15 protein-coding genes are annotated in these 17340 nt (G+C 33.3%); 1 reads left to right on the top strand and 14 read right to left on the bottom strand.

The window, feature by feature from the left end; all coding sequences use genetic code 11:
• Window positions 1–498: 498 nt before the first annotated feature.
• A complete protein-coding gene (locus ASU00_RS08450; RefSeq protein ID WP_057912992.1) occupies window positions 499–3702 on the top strand; it encodes a BppU family phage baseplate upper protein in 3204 nt (1067 codons plus the stop codon).
• A gap of 121 nt (window positions 3703–3823) precedes the next feature.
• On the opposite strand, the gene ASU00_RS08445 is transcribed toward ASU00_RS08450, so the two are convergent.
• The 14 genes from ASU00_RS08445 to ASU00_RS08385 all read right to left on the bottom strand — a co-directional run bounded on the left by ASU00_RS08445 (window position 3824) and on the right by ASU00_RS08385 (window position 17338).
• The gene (locus ASU00_RS08445) at window positions 3824–5371 is read right to left on the bottom strand and encodes a lipopolysaccharide biosynthesis protein (RefSeq protein WP_057912991.1); all 1548 of its coding nucleotides are present in this window, start codon (window positions 5369–5371) and stop codon (window positions 3824–3826) included.
• Between the two features lie 146 nt (window positions 5372–5517).
• A complete protein-coding gene (locus ASU00_RS08440) occupies window positions 5518–6075 on the bottom strand; it encodes an acyltransferase (RefSeq protein WP_057912990.1) in 558 nt (185 codons plus the stop codon).
• 18 nt (window positions 6076–6093) lie between these two features.
• Window positions 6094–7266 (bottom strand): glycoside hydrolase family 88 protein, encoded by a 1173-nt coding sequence (locus tag ASU00_RS08435; RefSeq protein WP_057912989.1) that lies wholly within the window; start codon window positions 7264–7266, stop codon window positions 6094–6096.
• 14 nt (window positions 7267–7280) lie between these two features.
• Complete coding sequence (locus tag ASU00_RS08430; protein WP_057913029.1) at window positions 7281–8462, bottom strand: glycosyltransferase; 1182 nt, start codon at window positions 8460–8462, stop codon at window positions 7281–7283.
• Window positions 8463–8476: 14 nt separating this feature from the next.
• A complete protein-coding gene (locus ASU00_RS08425) occupies window positions 8477–9667 on the bottom strand; it encodes a glycosyltransferase (protein WP_057912988.1) in 1191 nt (396 codons plus the stop codon).
• Window positions 9668–9679: 12 nt separating this feature from the next.
• Window positions 9680–10840 (bottom strand): polysaccharide pyruvyl transferase family protein, encoded by a 1161-nt coding sequence (locus ASU00_RS08420; protein WP_057912987.1) that lies wholly within the window; start codon window positions 10838–10840, stop codon window positions 9680–9682.
• Window positions 10841–10861: 21 nt separating this feature from the next.
• Window positions 10862–11896 carry a glycosyltransferase family 2 protein gene (locus tag ASU00_RS08415; protein ID WP_236712658.1) on the bottom strand — a complete coding sequence of 345 codons (1035 nt, stop codon included), beginning with the start codon at window positions 11894–11896 and terminating at the stop codon, window positions 10862–10864.
• A 138-nt stretch (window positions 11897–12034) separates the two neighbouring features.
• Window positions 12035–12373, bottom strand: a complete 339-nt coding sequence (locus tag ASU00_RS08410; RefSeq protein ID WP_057912985.1) for a helix-turn-helix domain-containing protein — start codon at window positions 12371–12373, stop codon at window positions 12035–12037.
• 22 nt (window positions 12374–12395) lie between these two features.
• A complete protein-coding gene (locus ASU00_RS08405) occupies window positions 12396–13553 on the bottom strand; it encodes an aminotransferase class I/II-fold pyridoxal phosphate-dependent enzyme (RefSeq protein WP_057913028.1) in 1158 nt (385 codons plus the stop codon).
• A 49-nt stretch (window positions 13554–13602) separates the two neighbouring features.
• Entirely contained in the window at window positions 13603–14247 is a 645-nt protein-coding gene (locus tag ASU00_RS08400) for an acetyltransferase (RefSeq protein ID WP_057912984.1), read from the bottom strand.
• Complete coding sequence (locus tag ASU00_RS08395; protein WP_057912983.1) at window positions 14244–14858, bottom strand: sugar transferase; 615 nt, start codon at window positions 14856–14858, stop codon at window positions 14244–14246. Before ASU00_RS08395 ends, ASU00_RS08400 begins: the two co-directional genes overlap by 4 nt.
• A 20-nt stretch (window positions 14859–14878) precedes the next feature.
• On the bottom strand, window positions 14879–15019 hold the full coding sequence (locus ASU00_RS25365) for a hypothetical protein (protein WP_161809711.1): 141 nt from the start codon (window positions 15017–15019) through the stop codon (window positions 14879–14881).
• A 15-nt stretch (window positions 15020–15034) separates the two neighbouring features.
• Window positions 15035–16108, bottom strand: a complete 1074-nt coding sequence (gene galE / locus ASU00_RS08390) for a UDP-glucose 4-epimerase GalE (protein ID WP_057912982.1) — start codon at window positions 16106–16108, stop codon at window positions 15035–15037.
• Between the two features lie 30 nt (window positions 16109–16138).
• A complete protein-coding gene (locus tag ASU00_RS08385) occupies window positions 16139–17338 on the bottom strand; it encodes a glycosyltransferase (RefSeq protein WP_057913027.1) in 1200 nt (399 codons plus the stop codon).
• Between the last annotated feature and the right edge of the window lie 2 nt (window positions 17339–17340).

Here is a 17340-nt window from a genome sequence, read left to right as displayed (position 1 = left end):
AAATCGTTTAGATAACTAATACGACTCAAGGGGTGTTTTTTCCTTGTCTCACTTTACTGGGTCACTCTAACATTTAGGAATCGTTTTTTTATTTGAATTTCATAGATAACGCCCCTTTAGTTAAGATTCTAGGGGTTGCCTGGAACCCAATAAGAAAAGTATTCACATAAATAATATCCTATCTTATTCAGAAAAAGCTTTAAAATAATATACTGTTCCTTGAACTTTATTAAAGACTATTTAGTCAATTCAATAGCCATTGTGGCCTAAAACAATGGCAGAATGATCATTAAGTTTTTCTGTTTTTTAATGCTGTGTGGAATAATTTACTTCGGATACCTTTTTCATGTATAGCTGCAACTGTGCAAGTGCTAAAAAATCCACAGATCTATCATCGATATAGTTTTTTTAAAGATTTTATGATTTTTTAAACCTCATAAACGCTTGTCCATCACCATTTTAGCTCCTAAGAATATCCTGGTAGTAGGAGGTGTAGAAGTGTATAAACCTTTATATATTACTGTAGATACAATAAAACATATCACTAACCCCATATATACGGTGAAAACTAACGATCTTAATTCAGTGAAATTCTTTATCACTATTACTCAAGACAGCATTCCTTTGAACCTAACAGGAGCAGCAATCCGAATTGTATATAAAAAGCCAGATAAAAGTGTATTTTTCCAAGAGTGTACTATACTTGACGCAATAAATGGATCATGTTCTGTATTGGTCGATACTCAGGCTTATTCTATTTCAGGGACATATAGGGCGGAAATCATGATTCATTATGATTCGAACATTGTTTTAATTACAAATGGTTTCAAGTATATTTCCAAAAAAGGCATCCTTAACACTGAAATTATCTCCACAAATCAATTCGAATTAATGACAAAAACTATTAAAGACTTCGAATCATTACTTAATGATTTTCGCATAAGCGGGATTGAAATTGATGCTAAAGCTCAAGAAAAATCAGATGCACTTAATCCATATGTCAGCGAAGTTGTGAGTAGTAGCACTCCAAAGAAAGTTATCTATACAAAGCAAGATATTTATCGAGAAGAGAATATTGATGGTACTGCATCAATCATAACTAATTCACTAGTAATGAACTATGATTTCACTAATAAAAAGGGGTATAAATCTAATTCTATCTCGGATACTGTGAATAATGTCAGTGCTACATTAGTTAACGTTGGACATGATGGCATTACAGACGGATTCACAAACGATAAGGGCCTACTACTTAAACCAACAGGATATATAACCATCCCTTCTAATCAAATCCCTTTAAGGGATTACTTGGAAATTAAGAATGGCCTTACTATTCAGATAGCCAGCTACAATACGAATGGTGTCCTATTTAGAACAGATCCTATTGAATGGAGATTATTCGTTTCAAGTTTAATACAATTTGACTATAAATACTTAGCGACTGATTCAACAACAAAGAGTCACTATGTACAAGGTACTCAGTTTACGAATATGGAAGATTCAAGTAAAGTAAACTACTCAAGTGTAATTAACAAGAGAGATTCAAATGCTATCGATGTAATTACTGTTAAGATAAACCCACTAGGTTCCATCACTTTTTATATTAATGGTTCGAAATCAACTCAAATAGGATTCCCACCTTCTAACTTTACTCAGTTCATTAATTCTTTAATTAATAAATCAATGCATATCCGTAGAAACATCGTTGCGCTAAATACCAATACTATGACTTTAGTTGGTTTTTCTGTTTATAATAGAATGCTTACAGATACTGAAATCCTTGGTAACTATCAAGCGTATAAAAAAAATAACGTATTAGAAGACGTGAGTATTCTACCTGAAGTTGTCAAATTGCAAATAGGAGAAAGCCAAACTTTGTTAGTATCAGCATCACCCAATCAATATAACAGTCAAATAACCACAATTTACGAAAGTGGAAACTCCGGTTTTGTGACTGTCAATAGCGAGGGTCTTTTAAGAGGAGTTAACAAGGGACAGACAAATATAAAAGTTACCACTAATTACAAGGATAGGACTTTCATTAACTATGTTAATGTAACCGTGGGAGAACAAATTTTATCTCTTCTGCCAACACCAACAAGATTGATTAATGGAATTTCAATTAATAGATTCACTGACACTCTGATGGTAGGGGAAAAATATGTAGTTATGGCAACCGAAATTTCATCTGCACTACCATTTGATGTATTGAACGATAATATAGTAATATGGGAAACTTCTAACCCTGAAGTTTGTACTGTAAATAATGGTATATTAGAGGGTATTTCAATTGGAACTGCAAGAATTACAGCATATGATCGTACAAAAAAGTACTCAAGAGAATTTACTGTGGCCGTTTTGGAACCTGTTAAAAAAGCAATTCCTTCTAAGGAAGTTTATATTGTTAACCCTGCTGAATACTCTATAAGTCTCAATAATACAAACTCCTTTAATACTACTCTTGGTATACAAAATGCATTGAATTACGCTTCGAATAATGCCTATAAGAAAATTGTATTCCCGTTAGGCACCTACTTGGTTAATCCTTCAGCACGAACGATAGAAATTCCGACCGAAATGTTTGTAGATTTCAGCGGGTCAAGAATCAATATTGAACCTACTACTCTAACTTCTTCAGGGTATGTAATGTTCTTATTCAATGGAGTGAAAAATTCCACTCTTTATAATGCTCATATATATGGTGAAGTGGATTCTACTACTATCTCGGCATCAGTTGAGAAATGTATATCAGTTAAGTTTAAAGGTGGTTACAATTCGGGGTTAGAATCTTGTATCATAAGTAAATCTCCAGGATTTAACATAATAACTGAGAATTCTCCTGTAAAGAAAGGAACCATTGGTCGCAATATATCAAAATCCAGCTTCGAACCTGGTAACATATCAACTACAGGTGTCTTAGACAATACCACTATATTAAATTATTGGAGAAGTAATGATTACCTCGATCTTACTGGTTTGGGTGAGTACTATATGCTTGGTTATAATCAAGGGTACTATGGGTATAATTATTTACGATCTCGTTTGTATAGTATTCATTTTTACGACTCAAGTAAAGCTTATATAACCTCTCAAATGTACAACCTACAATTTTATAATTATGTTAAACCTGCTAGAGCTAAATATGCAAAAGTAGTTATTTATCAGAAAGATCCTCCATCTTCTCAGGATAATGATTTTTCTGCTGTAGCTTTCATTAGAACAGTCGATATGCCAAAGAAATGTTTTGTAAAAAACTGTACTATTGAAGATAACTTCAGTACCGGAATATCGATATGCGGTGGGGAAGATTGGATTATAAAGGGGAACACCTTTGCAAATAACAAAGGACGCATGCCGGGTTGCGATATCGACTGGGAAGATGGGTGGGAAAACATGGTGGGAGATATTGCAACGGAGAATATTTTTAATTCGCCTTTAGGAGTCGTATATAGTGCTGGTTCTAGTCTAGCCCTTTTGAACAATACGTTCAACAATTCGTGCTTGACAATATGGGGCAGAACACAGAACTACCGTATTGTTAATAATATATTTGAGGGGAAAGGGGCCTTAGCTATTACTCTAGGCACACAAGCTGATTCAATTTTTACCAGAAATATTTTAAAGGATACAGCGTATTCAACTAGCAAATTACATGTAAATGCTAACTATAAAGTTCATGATCCTAACAACATAATTTCCTGAGATCTAGAATAGAACTACTGTCTTAATAGGGAGTTCTAACTTAACTCCCTATGATATTCTTTCCGACATTAATGATTTTTAATAATTTAATTTATATTTATCAAGCCACTAAATTATATAATCATAATTCAACTTTATTAACTAAATTGATCCTGGATAATATTGTAAATAAAATTCTGCCAGTAATTTCTTTTAAATATTTAAATTCATCGGTTCTTAAAAAGAATAATAAATAAATAGTATTTGGGACAAATATACATATACTCATCTTTAAGCAAAAACCCATTAATCCGTCATATAAAACCAAACTACATAAATAACTTGTTGATAAACAAGCAAAAACCCCTATAACCATATAATATAAGTATTTAGTAAAATAAGTGTTAAGTTTTTTATTAAATATTTTTTTATATACTAAGTACGGCGTTGTCCAAAATGGAAAAAGAAGAGTACTTAATAATGTTCCAGTAAAGATTCCAATCATACCAATCTTCTTAACTAAAATTATTGAAATAGCTAGATTTACTACAGCTTGAAAAATGGGAACAAATCTATCTTCATAGAATATGCCAGCTGTAGTTTTTACAGTAGATATTGAATTTCTCATACCTCTTTCATAAAAAATGAGCAATAAAATTATTATTATACTTTGATTCATTAGAAATTCAGAACCAATCCAAATAGTTATAAATGGGTTGATTAGGTTATATAAACAAATTGAAAAAAATGAATATAACCAAAAATTCAAAAAATTGTATATGTTAAAGATTTCATACACTTTATTACTGTCTTCTATGGCTACTAAATTACCAACACTATGATATAAATTGTTAAAAATTTGATAAGTGAAATTTCTGCATATCTCAATTAACATATTATAATTTGAGTATACTCCAACTGCTGCTACGCTTATAAAGGAAGAAATTAAAATATTATCCGTACCAATAACAAGATAATTACCTATATTTTGTAAAACGATCGCTTTTACATTTTTTGTAATACCGTTTTTTGTTTCAAAATCTAATTTGTCTTTAACCTTTTCTTTTAAGAATGGATACATTTTATTTACTATTTTGACTAATACTATTGAAGTAATTATAGTGGTGACACTATCAATCAATAAATATAAAATATAATCTTGTGTATATTGTAATACTACAATTTTAAGACTTATAGTTATGACTGATGAAAGTGTATAAATTGCTGTTACAATATACCCTTTCTGGGACACATTTAGAAATGAATTTTTATGAATATAAAAATATGGTAATACTGTATTTATTAAAAATATAAAATAAATTAAATTAACATGAGGAATTTCTGCATCTTTTGCAAAATAATGAAGAAAAGGCATTAACAAAAGTCCGAGTGAAAAAACGATAAGAGCGATAATAAAATAAGCATTTTTGTAAAATCTCATTAAAATAATTATTTTTCTATTATCATTTTTAGCAACTGGTTTATATAAACTATAAATAATACTAGAACCAATACCTGCTTCGGCTAATGATAACATAGCTAAAATATTTGTTAATAGTCCATTTATGCCTAAATATTCAATTCCTAAGCTGTTAATAAAAACCGTTCTAGAAAAAAAGCTTAATGCTGTAATAATTACCTGACTTCCTAACCCAAACGAAATGTTTATTAATGAATTTCTTGTTCTCATGGTTTACTCCTAACATGAGTGCAGTATAAAATTTTATAAACCAATCATTACTTACTGCTATTGGCTGTAAAATTACTGAATATTGAACCCTACAAGGTAACGGTACAATGGTAAACCGGAAAATTCAGCAGCAGCATGGGCAACGTTTATTCAACGTAACCTCTAGTTTCCATTAATTCTTTATACATTTTTGTTTTTTGGTTATTTGTAATATTACCTTTTAACGTATATTTGCTATCATAAATCTTTGCTGATAAGATTTGTTCTTCTAGTTTTTTATGATAATTATCCGTTGTTGATATGATTTTTGCTGGATTTCCCGCAACTACACTTTCTTCTGGAACAGACTTTGTTACTACACTGCCTGCAGCTACCAAGGAACCTTTCCCAATAGTAACGCCTGGCATTATTATTGATCTCGCACCAATAAACACATTGTCTTCTATTATGACATTCGCAACTTTTGTATATTTTATTAAACGCTTTGTGCTTGTGTCGTGAGCTAGAATATATGCTTCTGGAGCAATGGTAACATTGTTTCCAATTTTTATTAACCAACAGTGTGAAATATCAAATATAACTCCAGGTTGAATCGAGCAATTTACTCCTATGACCATTCCTTGTTTGATATAATCATCTAACCAAATTTCTTCAAATAACAATTTTCTAAGTCTAACTCTAATGAAATTCAATACTTTCTTCATTAAATTCTTTATTCCTCCTCAATGTATGCGTAATCTAAAACACATTAATCTAACAGAAAATCCCTGAGTAAAAGGAAGAATATTAAATGACATTGAATATACACCAATATCCTTTGTATCTCCTTGGGAAAAATCAATTTCTCCGTTCTTTCTTGTTACTTTCATTAAATATTTTATTGACTTTTCCACTCCCTCCTGACATGGAATGGAAATGCCTTTTATCTTGGCAGCTTTTACCAAAAACCAACCAAGGGTAGCTGTAGTAGAAGAATCTGCTCGGCTCTCTTTTCTATTTACTGCCCAATTCCAATTTCCATCTTTTTGCTGGTATTTTAAAATTTCAACAGTAAACTTTTTTATAATCTCTTCTAAATCAAATTTATAAGGGTGGTCTTTAGGAAGGGCATCCCATGTATCTATAATTCCTATAGCAAACCATCCTAATCCCCTTCCCCATCCATATAACCCTACAGGTAACTTATTTTCTATATTAATAGCATGGCACGGTAGATAGTGTTTATTTAACATGCCATATTTCTCATATTCTTTGATTTGTTTAATTGCTAAATGAATGCTTTCCTCTACATCAAACCTAATACCATATGAAACTAAAAAGGGACAAATAAAACCAATAGTATCCACATACCTGTATTTTTTCATGGTGCTTCTGTATTCTACAGTTCCATCATTTCCAATATGATCTTTTATTAATTTCCATATAGTATCTAAAGCTGGTTTATAATCAGCTATATTAATAAAATCCAATTTCATAATTGCATAACCGAGAATTGCAACATCTATATTTTGCGGATTTCTTATCCAATTTCCATTTTTGTCAAACTTACTATTAATAAATTTATTTATTTCCTTTTTTAGTCTTTTGTCTTCAGTTAAGTTCAAATATTCCGACAAACCCAAAAGTAACCCAGCTTCTTGCCAATGTTGGATTACGCCACTTTTGTAATTTCCTTTTAGCATATCAATTGCAATTAATCGTTGATTATCAGTTACCTTAATAGAAGGTGTTTTATTTAACCATTTAATAGCTTTGTCACTAATTTCTTTCTTCCACAATTTCTCATTCGTAAATCTGCCAATATGTATTCTTTTCAACCAATCTTTAAATATTGGGATAATATCCATAAGCAATACCATTATTAATATAGAGAGTATACCTAAACTTATTACCATTAGTAACCTCCTTGTTAGGTAATCATTTCATAAAGTTTGTTTATTTCAAATTCGTTTCCTAACTTCTCTTTTGATAGGTTTTTAGAAAGTTTTAATCGTAATTCTTCATTATCTATTAACGTTTTAATTCCTTTTGCAATTGAAAGAGAATTCATATTCACAATAATTCCATTTTCATTATGATTTATTTGATCTTTTGCTGTAGTAAAATTAGTTACTACAATTGGTTTATTTAAAATTTTTGCTTCATCTATAGCTATTGATTTCCCTTCAAATCTCGAGGTTTGAACATATAAATCTGCTTGTTTTATATAGGGATACGGATTTTCCTTAATTCCCAGCAAAACAAAGGATTCAGACAATTCATTGTCTACTATTAATTTTTGTAGTTTTGGACGTTCAGTACCTTCTCCAATAACATACCAAACAAATTCATAACCCTCTTCAACTAAATATTTACATGCTTTTATTGCCATTTCATATCCTTTCTGATAGTTTAGTCTTCCTACAGTGACAATATTTATTTTAGAATTGAGTTGATCTATTTTTGCCAAAGCCATTTTGTTCACTATTCTAGATGATATAATATTATTCATGACCGACACCTTGTAACTAAATTGGGGGAACCTCTCCCTCAATACCTTTGCACATTCTTCCGAAACCGTTACCAAAAAATCCAATTTAGTAAAGTAATAATAATCTTTTTTTGGATCCATCCCCAACTTGTCATAATCATTATGAATAAAGCCAATCTTTTTCTTTGCATTAACTTTGTCTACACAAAAATAGATTGGGTTTTTTTCTAAGTATCCAATTGCTATATCGTATTCTTTTTCTAATTTATTTATGGATTTTGAAATTAGTTTCCAAACTTTCTGTTCACATTTTGCTTTATTTTTTTCTTTTTTAAATATAAAGCCTGCGTGAATTCTATTGTATATGGTTTTTAATTTACCTGTTTTTAAGCATTCAGTTGTAGCTTTTTTAATAGACATATCATAATATTTATAACCTACAGGCTCTTTTAGTAAAGTAACATCTTTGGGTATCTTACTAAAAAAGAGGCCTTCATGTTTAAACAGAAACAGATCAACATTAAACCTTGAATAATCTATTGTTTCTAACAAGGAAATAAGTGCTTTTTCTGCTCCACCGCAATTTAAATTGTTTATTACAAACAAGAGTTCTTTCTTTATAATGAACACCTACCCTACATTAGTTTATATAACTTTTGAATTTCTGCTTCAGTTCCTAGTTTTTCTTTGGATAAATTACTTATTAGTCTATTTCGATAATTTTCATTTTTTATTAAAATCTCAATTTTTCTCGAAAGGCCCTCGGGATTCATTTCAGAAATTAGTCCATTTACTCCGCTTTTTATTTGTTCTGTTGCAGTAACGAAATTGGTAACAACAATAGGTTTAAGAAGTATTTTTGCTTCGTCTATGGCGATTGATTTTCCCTCATATCTTGATGGCTGTACGTAAATGTCAGCATTTCTTATAAACGGATATGGATTTTCAACAGTTCCTAATAACTTAAAGTTGTCGGTTAATCCATGAATGTTAATTAATGATTCTAATCTTTTTCGCTCTTTTCCCTCACCTAATACGAACCAGTTAATATTAAATCCTTTTTCAGTCAAAATTTTACATGTGTTTATCGCAATATCTACCCCTTTTTCCATACTTAACCTAGCAACGCTAACAATATTAATTTTTCCTTCCTCAAAAACAATTTCGGATTCTAAGTCCTTTGCTGCTAATTCTTTAATAGCTCCAGGAGATACAATATTTTGTATAACTTTTATTTTTTCCTTCAGGGTAATAAATTTCTCTTCTAAAGCATTTGCACATTCTTCAGAAACGGTTACTATTTCATCCAATAATTCGAAGTAAGGATAGTCAAATTTAGGATTCATACCGGAATTTGAATAGTCTGTATGTATCCAACCGATCCTTTTATTTGCTCGAACATTATCCACAACAAAATATATAGAAGTTTTTTCTAGATAACCAATTGCTATATCATAATTTTTATCTGTAAAATTAAATGACAGCCTCTGATTTTTCCAAGTATATTGTTCTGAAAGTGCAATAGTACTTATTAATCTATTTTTAAAAGAGAATATAATTCTGTTAAATACCAAACGAACTTGACCTTTTTTCATATAATAAAGTATTGATTTAAAAAGCTGGGTTGAAAATACCTTTCGACATTCAGAACTTTCTATCACATTAACCTCTGACGGTATAGAATTTATAAATAATCCCGAATTATTAAATAAATATAAGTCCACTTTATATTTTTTATAATCTATTAAAGTAAGCAAATTAATTAAACTTTTCTCTGCACCACCTGCCGAAAGGCTTGGCATAACAAACAAGATATTTTTTTTCATAAATTCTCCTGACTATTTAAATATCTCATTTAAATATTGTACTGATTTATAAGACATTTTTTTTAATTTTGGAACTGAATTATACAACGTTTCTTTGATTTCATTTTCTTCTTTTACCATTTCTTCAAATTTACTTATCAGTATATTAGTATCTGATAATTCTCCTATACCTAGAACCAATTTTTCTTCACCGAATATATCATTTGAAATCCCTTTTGACTTTACGCTATAACCTAATACCATAGTTGGAACATAATTAGAGTATGCAGCAATAGTTGCATGGGTTCTAGCTCCAATAAAAAACCTCATCCTTGCTATATAGCCTTTGTATTGGATAGCATTCAAGTTATCAGGTAATAAAATAACTCTCTTAGAATCTTTAAATTTGTAAAAAAATTCTTTTAATAAATCATAATCATTATTATGTCTTTCTGTTACATGAGGTGTTAATGCAACTATAAAAGTTGTTGTATTTAAAATATGACTAATAAGGTTTATTACTGCAACTTTTGAATTTTCATTTTTTTTCATAATTAAGGGGCTAAAGTTGAGACCTATTGTGTTACCTTCTTCCCAGCCTTTTGGTAAGGGCAATTCTTCCTTTTCCATAGTAAAAGCAGGATCAGCGCACAATTTAACATTAGAGAGCCCTTTTTTCTTTAACATATTAAAAGTGATAGTTTCACGGGCAAGAATTAAATCAAAAAGCTTTAAATCTTGAAGTTTTCTTTCGCTCATATCCTCTTCCCCAATTGAACAACCCCATAAAACCAATTTCTTCCCTTTATTTTTTATTCTTTTGTTAATTTCATACCAACCTGGTTGCTCACCATAACAATAATTATCCCCGCCAATTGATAAACAAACATCCGCTTCATTAATATGTCGTATAGTCTTCTTATGAATTTCTCCTAATGCATAAGACTCATTTTTAAATAGTTTTATATTAATATAGGACAACAACCACTGTAGTGAGTACTTTTTTATTGATGATGTTGATCCATCAAAGATTGTATCTAATTTTAAAATACCTTTATCTGTTTCAGGTTTTCCTGATGCTAAATATACTTTTGAATCTTCTATTGATTCTTTTATCAACGATGTAGAGGACCTTACAATGGCCTCACACCCTCTATTTAAACTGCCATCATGTGCAAACATTAATATTTTCATTTAATTTAATCTCCCTGAACATTATTTATTTCTCATTCTACTGTATGAAGTAGCCAGATATATTCCGATCAAATTTTTGTTTTTTATCATCCTTAAAAGTAACCTTTCATATTTGCCAAGTGAATCTCTTTCCTGACTGAACAAAGATAATGCTTCATGTACAGAATTATTTTTCAACATACTTTTTACATATTTAATTCTGTTAAAATAACTCATATCATTTGTGGGTGATAAATAAATATGAATGTATGATAGAACACTATAAATAAACTTTCTTGCTTTATATTTTTGAATAGTGGTTTGTTTAATATTTAAAAATAGTTCTTTTGGAATTTGATAATTGTAAATTTCAAGTGCTTTTTTGAAATAATCTTTTTCTCCTATATTTCTTGTTGCACTCCCTAAGACTTCTCTATAGTAATATCCTGAATAATTTATATATGAAGAAGTATTAGATATAGAAAAAAAATCCAAATTGAAAATTCCATCTTCTCCAAGATCTGTATTTTCAGGAAACCTAATATTATTTTCTTTTATTAAAGTATTTTTATATAGTTTATTGCAAACACTATTTAAGTTATCTGACTTTATAAAATATGTCATTATATGTGTTTGTATATATTCTTTATCTAATAATATGGAATGGGGAAACGGAAACTTCGTTTTTATATTATGGCCATTAATTTCTATCTCAAAGTTTGATATTATAGAGTCATAGTTTTCTTTTATTGCAGACCTATACAATTTTTCAAACATATCTTCTTCTACAAAATCATCAGCGTCTACAAACCCTACATATTCACCCTTCGCTAGCATCAACCCATTGTTACGAGCTTTACTTACCCCCTGATTTGGTTGGTTTATTAATATAATTCGAGAATCTATTTGATGGTAATTTTCTATTGTTTCTTTACTCGTGTCTATTGATCCATCATTGATAAATATAAACTCGCATTCGTATAGGGTTTGATTTAATAAAGATTTGATGCAATATTCAATGTAATCTCCTGCATTGTATACGGGGATAACTACACTGACTTTAATATTCAACCTCATCATCCCCCTCTTATTTTCCATGTTCTTTACTAGTTTAATACTGTCGGTACCTCAAGGGATATTTTACACATATCACAATGTAGTCTTTTCCTTTCATCAACCAACATTATTAGAGGACTCAAGGTATAAACAGTTGACCTACTTCCTCTCATTCTGCCATCTAATAAACTCGATCAACGGCTTGTACTGGGAAAGCTGTTCTTTCTTAAGGCCGCATCTTTGAAGCTCTTGGACAAATTCAAGCCATTCTTTTTCTAAGTAATACGGAGCTTCCATTGTGTTTTCTTTTTTTAGGAGTGAAACGAAATCGACATTCAGTACGTGAGCAATTTTTTCCATGACCTGAAGTGAGGGGTTTTGATTGAGATTACGTTCGATGTTACTTAGATAAGATTTCGATATATTGGCCTGTTCAGCCAGTTCAGATAATGTATATCCTCTTTTCTTACGCAACTCTGCAATGTTTTTTCCAATCATTTGATTACCTCTTCATTCTTTTTTACCCAGTTCCAATGTGATTTCTTATCGATGGATGGGTGTTATCCATTGCTTCATTTATTGCCTTTTTAATTGAGTGGATGACTCTCATTTGATCGTCCCGGGTCATATTGGACCCTGATGGCAAGCAGATTCCTGTATGGAATAATTGTTCGGAAATGTTGGCTTCGCTCTCATGTCGATAATAACGGGAGCCTTCAAAAAGAGGCTGAAGGTGAAGTGGTTTCCAGACATGTCTTGCTTCAATGTTTTCGTGTTCTAGAGAATCAAGCAAGGTTGCTTTTGATATGCCAAGTTCTGCTTCGTTTATTGTGACTGCCGTCAGCCAACGATTAGAAAGAGTGTCGTTCAATTCAGGCATGAAAGTTAATCCTGTTATATGGGCCAATTCTTGGGCATATAGATCATAAACCGCTCTCCTTGCCTTTACTCTTTCCCCCAATACCTCTAATTGTCCTCTTCCAATTCCAGCAAGGATATTACTCATGCGATAATTAAAACCAACCTCACTATGCTGATAATGGGGAGCTGCATCCTTTGCTTGCGTAGCTAAAAACCGGGCTCGCTGCAATGCATCGGTATCATTGGAAACCAACGCTCCGCCACCGGAGGTCGTGATGATCTTGTTTCCGTTGAATGAGTAGATGCCGAATGTCCCGAATGTCCCGCTTGCTTTTCCATGATATGTGGAACCGAGTGACTCGGCAGCGTCTTCGATGACGGGAACTTGATATCGATTACAGATGGATAATAGTTCAGTCATTTTAGCCGGTTGACCGTACAGATTGACAATGATGACGGCTTTGGGAAGCTTATCCGTTTCGGCAGCATCTCTAAATGCTCTTTCTAAAGCTTTTGGAGACATATTCCACGTTTCCGATTCGGAATCAATGAAAATCGGTTCAGCATTCAGATAAAGAATGGGATTGGCGGTAGCCACAAAGGTAAGGCTGGAGCAAAAAACGGTATCTCCCTTTTTCACGTCCAATAAAGAAAGAGCCAAATGAATCGCTGCCGTGCCGGAACTGACTGCAACCGCTTCTTTGACTCCTGCATATTTAGCTAATTCATTTTCGAAAACATCAAGATTAGGTCCTAAAGGGGCAATCCAATTTGTTACAAAAGCCTCTTTAACGTACTTCTCTTCATTTCCGCTCATATGGGGCGGTGAGAGGAGAATTCGTTTACTGGTTGTTGCATTTAACACTTTATACACCTTCTATACTTAATTTATTTTTTAAGATGGCAGGTGTCCCAACCGCTAAGCTATGTGCTGGGATATCGTTTATAACTGTAGCTCCTGCACCAATAACGGACCATTTTCCAATTGCCATATTGGGGATTAGTGTGGCGCTGGCTCCGATATGCGCACCTTCCGCCACTTTTACGGAACCCGTTAACGTACCATGTGGTGAGATATGGACAAAATCACCAAGTTTGCTGTCATGCTCAATCACTGAGCCAGTATTAATGATTGCATGACGGCCGATTTTAGCATCGGCATTGATGACTGTCGCTGGCATGACTACTGTGCCTAGCCCTATTTCTGCACTTGGGCTGATGATTGAGGAAGGGTGCAACAGTGTTCCATAATAAGAATCCGGAATACACATTTCATCCACCACTTTTTTTCGTTTCTGGTTATTTCCTATTGCCACAATAAATTGTATATCGGTAAATTCCTCCAATAAATGGGATGCTGTCGAGAGCGGTGCGAAGAATAACTCTTTTTTTACGATTGTTCTTTCATATTTATCATCGAGGTAACCAATCAATTCGCAACCAGTGATACTATCAATCATGTCTTTAATGACCTTACTATGTCCGCCTTCGCCAATTAAGACAATTTTCATCCTTGCTTCTCCTTTTCATTAAGGACAGTCCCCTTAAATGGACTCATGGTAACATGAGATGATGAATTTATTCCTTCCGTACGGATCACCTTCATGATCGTAAGCAACAAGATCTTTACATCAAGCAGGATTGAACGATGGTTTACATACCAGTTATCCAGTTCGAATTTTTCTTCCCATGATATCGCATTACGCCCATTTACTTGCGCCCATCCGGTAATGCCAGGACGAACTAGATGACGCCTTGCTTGATCTTTTGTATACAATGGAAGGTATTCCATTAATAAGGGTCTTGGTCCCACTAAACTAAGATCGCCTTTAACAACATTCACTAGCTGCGGTAATTCATCTAGACTTAATTTTCTAAGTGTCTTTCCAAATCTAGTTAATCTTAGATGATCAGGAAGCGTTCTTCCGTGAATATCATGTTGATTATTCATGGAACGAAATTTATAGAGGGTAAAAGGCTTTTCATTTAATCCTGGTCTCATCTGTACATAAAAAATGGGTGAACCAATTTTATACTTTATTAAAACCGCTACCATCAGGATAACTGGACTAAGGATAACCAATAAAAGCAATGAAACTAGTAAGTCAAATGTTCTCTTCATCTTTTCACTTCCAGGATTGTTTATTTTCCTTTTGATATAACAAGTTGCTGCTTAATTTCTTCTATTAAAAGGGATAACTTCATATCGTCTGATTCATTTCCTAATTTATAGGCGTACAATAGTATATCTTTGAAGTTTTCTTTTTGTATTTGTTGCTTCATCTTTCGCACCAGTTTCTAATTATTTGGCAGTAAAAAATCCTCGCTTTGTACTAAGCGGGGATTTTCGGATTCTTCCTTCTTCATATAGCCATGGGGATTATTGGATTGCCATCTCCATGCGTCCTGACACATTTCCATGATTCCTTTGGCCGCTTTCCAATTCAACTCTTTTTCTGCCTTAGTTGGATCGGCATAACAAATGGCTGCATCTCCTGATCGAGGTTGAACCATTTTATAAGGGATTTGTACACCAGTTGCTAATTCAAAAGCTTCGACCACTTCTAAAACACTGTAGCCTCTCCCCGTTCCAAGATTATAAGTATGAATCCCTGAGGAAGTTAGCGTTTTATCAAGTGCGAGTAAGTGTCCTTTTGCAAGATCGACAACATGAATATAATCCCTGACACCTGTCCCATCTACCGTTGCATAATCCTTTCCGAAAATTTGAAGCTCTTTTAACTGCCCTACTGCGACGCGGGTGATGTAGGGCATTAAATTATTAGGTGTCCCACTAGGATCTTCACCAATCCAGCCGCTTTCATGTGCACCGATTGGATTGAAATACCTAAGGATCGTAATGCTCCATTCATTATCCGATACATATAAATCTTGAAGAATTTCTTCGATCATTAATTTTGTCCTGCCATATGGATTCAATGCTTTTAAAGGAAAACCCTCCGATATCGGAACGGAATCCGGCAGGCCATATACGGTGGCAGAAGAACTGAATACCATTTTCTTCACTTTGTACTTTTGCATTAGTTCACAAATGAGAAGTGTAGCGGTGATGTTGTTTTTATAATATTTGAGAGAGTCATGAACGGATTCACCCACTGCTTTAAGACCAGCAAAGTGGATGACTGCTTCGATATGGTTATCTAGAAATACTGTTTCAAGTGAGTTTAGGTCTAACAGATCCATAGGATAAATCTTTATCAATTTACCGGTTATCTCAGTAACACGTTTCAAGGATTCTGGATTGCTATTGGAAAAATTATCGACCACGATGATATCATAGCCTCCGCTCAAGAGCTCTAAGCAAGTATGGCTTCCGATGAAGCCAGCCCCTCCTGTGACTAGTATTGCCATATAACTGATCCCCCGCCTTTAGATTCAGATTCATTTGCGAATCAATTCGTAGATTTTAGTGATTTCCGTTTCATTACCATAATCCTGGGCACGAACATTTGATACTATTTTGGTTCTCAGTTCTTCGTCGGTCATCATTTTTGCTATACCTGCAGCGATTCCCTCATGACCGCACTCCGTTACCCATGCATCGACGCCATGTTCCGCTTGACTTTTAGCGGTCGGAAAATTGGTTAAAACTACTGGCTTTCCTAGGGCTTGTGCTTCGCGAATCGTAACGGCTTTACCTTCATAACGTGAGGGCTGCACGTAGATATCACAAGCTGACATATAGGGATAGGGGTTGGTTTTCTTTCCTGCTAAAATAAAGTGGTTTTCAAGCCCCAATTTCACGATCAGGTTTTTTAAATCACGTTCAAGCGGCCCATACCCCACTACATACCACTGAATGTTAAATCCCTCGTCCACCAGTTTTTTACAAGCCTTTATCGCCTCATCCAAACCTTTTGCATGCGTGAGTCGGCCGACTGTTACTAGTATCGTTCTACCAGGGAGTTGCTCCATTTCTTTAGGACTTTCCAAGCTTGCTTGTTCTCTAACGAACTCCGGGGAGAAAATATTTTCAATGACCGTTGTTTTCCCTTTTAAGTCTGGAAAAACATCGAGAAAGGTTTGGGAGCATTCATCTGAGACGACTACGATTTCATCAATTTTTCGCCACATTTTCTTCTCGATGTTCTTGTTTATATAAATATTTGAATAGTCGGTATGAATCCAGCCTATTTTTTTCTTGGCTTTGACCTTATCGCGGATAAAGTGATGCGGCCAGAGGAATCCTATGGCCGCATCATATTCCTTATTAAGTTTTGGCAGATGCCGGTTAGTCAGCTCCCAACCGTACTGTATGGCAAGATAACCTGGTTCTTCCACTTTCTTCACTTTACCGTGGACAAGCCCGGAATATTTAGCGATCACTCTCGATAAAGCAATTGGAAAAAATCCATCTCTCACTATTTGATAAATGGATTTTCTAAAGGTCGTATATGATGGCACTTCTGGTAATAAAGTCGGGCCTTCGGGGATAAAAGAGAGAAATTCCCCTTCATGTTTAAATAATAATAAATCCACTTCGTATTTAGCATAATCGATTTGGTTCAGCAAGCCGATCAAGCTTCTTTCGACCCCCCCTATAGCCAAATCAAAGGAAGTGATCAAGATCTTCTTCTTCATGG

The sequence above is a fragment of the Peribacillus muralis genome, from assembly GCF_001439925.1.
Classification (GTDB): Bacteria; Bacillota; Bacilli; order Bacillales; family DSM-1321; genus Peribacillus; species Peribacillus muralis.
The sequence above is the reverse complement of the archived record's forward strand: the minus strand, read 5'-3'. Positions and strand labels throughout refer to the sequence as shown.

Excerpts from the sequence above, each read along its gene's own strand:
- ASU00_RS08410 (WP_057912985.1), bottom strand. The coding sequence starts at position 12,373 with ATGATTGGAAAAAACATTGCAGAGTTGCGTAAGAAAAGAGGATATACA.
- ASU00_RS08425 (WP_057912988.1), bottom strand. The coding sequence starts at position 9,667 with ATGAAAAAAAATATCTTGTTTGTTATGCCAAGCCTTTCGGCAGGTGGT.
- ASU00_RS25365 (WP_161809711.1), bottom strand. The coding sequence starts at position 15,019 with ATGAAGCAACAAATACAAAAAGAAAACTTCAAAGATATACTATTGTAC.
- galE (WP_057912982.1), bottom strand. The coding sequence starts at position 16,108 with ATGGCAATACTAGTCACAGGAGGGGCTGGCTTCATCGGAAGCCATACT.
- ASU00_RS08445 (WP_057912991.1), bottom strand. The coding sequence starts at position 5,371 with ATGAGAACAAGAAATTCATTAATAAACATTTCGTTTGGGTTAGGAAGT.
- ASU00_RS08385 (WP_057913027.1), bottom strand. The coding sequence starts at position 17,338 with ATGAAGAAGAAGATCTTGATCACTTCCTTTGATTTGGCTATAGGGGGG.
- ASU00_RS08395 (WP_057912983.1), bottom strand. The coding sequence starts at position 14,858 with ATGAAGAGAACATTTGACTTACTAGTTTCATTGCTTTTATTGGTTATC.
- ASU00_RS08400 (WP_057912984.1), bottom strand. The coding sequence starts at position 14,247 with ATGAAAATTGTCTTAATTGGCGAAGGCGGACATAGTAAGGTCATTAAA.
- ASU00_RS08440 (WP_057912990.1), bottom strand. The coding sequence starts at position 6,075 with ATGAAGAAAGTATTGAATTTCATTAGAGTTAGACTTAGAAAATTGTTA.
- ASU00_RS08405 (WP_057913028.1), bottom strand. The coding sequence starts at position 13,553 with ATGAGCGGAAATGAAGAGAAGTACGTTAAAGAGGCTTTTGTAACAAAT.
- ASU00_RS08435 (WP_057912989.1), bottom strand. The coding sequence starts at position 7,266 with ATGGTAATAAGTTTAGGTATACTCTCTATATTAATAATGGTATTGCTT.
- ASU00_RS08420 (WP_057912987.1), bottom strand. The coding sequence starts at position 10,840 with ATGAAAATATTAATGTTTGCACATGATGGCAGTTTAAATAGAGGGTGT.
- ASU00_RS08415 (WP_236712658.1), bottom strand. The coding sequence starts at position 11,896 with ATGAGGTTGAATATTAAAGTCAGTGTAGTTATCCCCGTATACAATGCA.